The following is a 1,346-nucleotide window of genomic DNA, read 5'->3' on the forward strand; positions in this document are numbered from 1 at the left end:
ATTTGAGTGTATTGTATGGCGGATATAAAGCAATGCAAATGATAACAAATGCTCAAGATAACGAGATGATCGAGTACACAATGAAAGAAGCTAAAGAGAGATTGGATGTTTTAGATATAGAATTTAAAAAAGAAGATGATGCAACAGAGAATGATTAAAGTGTCGAGTTTTTGAGGACAAAGTTAAAAAAAGTATTAAAATGCAAGTAAAATTCTTTAATTATACGAAAATAAGCGGATACTAGAGGTTTTCTTTTTTATTGGACTAAAGTCCAATCCCCAATATGGGGTCGGGACTTTCTCACAGAGAGTACAAGCACAAGAGTCCCGCATTCGCATTAATGAAAGTTTTTGGATGTGCAGAAAGTTTTATGCTTTTAAAGTAGATTGTTTAAGATTTGGATTATTGTATAATGGAGTATTGGAATTTGAGAGGAGAAAATTATGGTAAGGGAAATCATAAGAGTTAAAGATGAATTTTATAGAGTTCATATTCCAAAAGAGTATGTCAACAAAAAGGTTGAAATTTTAGTATTGCCTTTTGATGAAAATGATGAAAATGATGAAAATAGTGCAAGCAGAATTTTAAAAAAGACTTCTGGGATATTAAAAGATAAAAATATAGATCCTATTAAATGGCAAGAGGAAATTAGAATTGATAGAGAAATATAGTAAATTTTTGGTAGATTCTAATATTTTTATCTATCATCTAAATGGAGAGAAGGTTGCAACTAAATTTTTAGAGGCAAATATAGATAAAATTTATATATCTAGAATTACATACATTGAAGTGTTATCATTTAATTTTGAAAATAATGAAGAAAATAATGTAATCGAACTGTTAAATCTGTTTAGAGTTATAGATACTTCTGACGATATAGCTATGCAGTGTATTAAAAATAGAAGAGTTAAGAAAATTAAATTAGCAGATAATATAATTGCTTCTACTGCTATGGTGTATGATTATACACTTGTTACAAGAAATACGAAAGATTTTAATGGATTGGAACTGAAAATCATTAATCCTTTTTTGCAAGAATAACTTTTATGAAAAAAACTAAAATAGAGATAAAAAAACTAAAAGAAGAGATAGTAGAAAGACTTAAACCATTAAAACCGAACTCCGAGCTCCGAACCCCAAACTCTCCCCTTTAACCCTCTTCAAAGCCAAACCAAAATAAAATTCAACACTCAATTATAGCATTTGAAAATATTGAAGAGTTGATTATTGAGATCAGAGGTCAAAAGGTATTACTAGATAGTGATGTAGCAAAGGTTTATGAGGTAGAAACCAGAGATGTAAATAAAGCAGTTAAAAATAATCCAGACAAGTTTCCAAATGAAAGT

Annotated in this window: 3 protein-coding genes; all 3 read left to right on the top strand. The window is 28.9% G+C overall.

The features are described from left to right. Positions 1-443: 443 nt before the first annotated feature. Positions 444-671: a hypothetical protein gene (locus BM227_RS12590; protein WP_092914365.1), complete on the top strand. Its 228-nt coding sequence runs from the start codon at positions 444-446 to the stop codon at positions 669-671. Beyond that, positions 655-1,041, top strand: a complete 387-nt coding sequence (locus tag BM227_RS12595; protein WP_092914367.1) for a type II toxin-antitoxin system VapC family toxin — start codon at positions 655-657, stop codon at positions 1,039-1,041. Before BM227_RS12590 ends, BM227_RS12595 begins: the two co-directional genes overlap by 17 nt. Before the next feature lie 179 nt (positions 1,042-1,220). Continuing rightward, positions 1,221-1,346 (top strand): ORF6N domain-containing protein (locus BM227_RS13405; protein WP_245757073.1); only part of this gene is annotated, 126 nt, incomplete at its 3' end.

Origin of the sequence: Hydrogenimonas thermophila (assembly GCF_900115615.1) — a bacterium.
In the GTDB taxonomy this organism is placed as follows: Bacteria; Campylobacterota; Campylobacteria; order Campylobacterales; family Hydrogenimonadaceae; genus Hydrogenimonas; species Hydrogenimonas thermophila.

What these genes read in the sequence shown, in the direction of transcription:
- BM227_RS12590 (WP_092914365.1), top strand. Translation starts at nt 444, where the DNA reads ATGGTAAGGGAAATCATAAGAGTTAAAGATGAATTTTATAGAGTTCAT.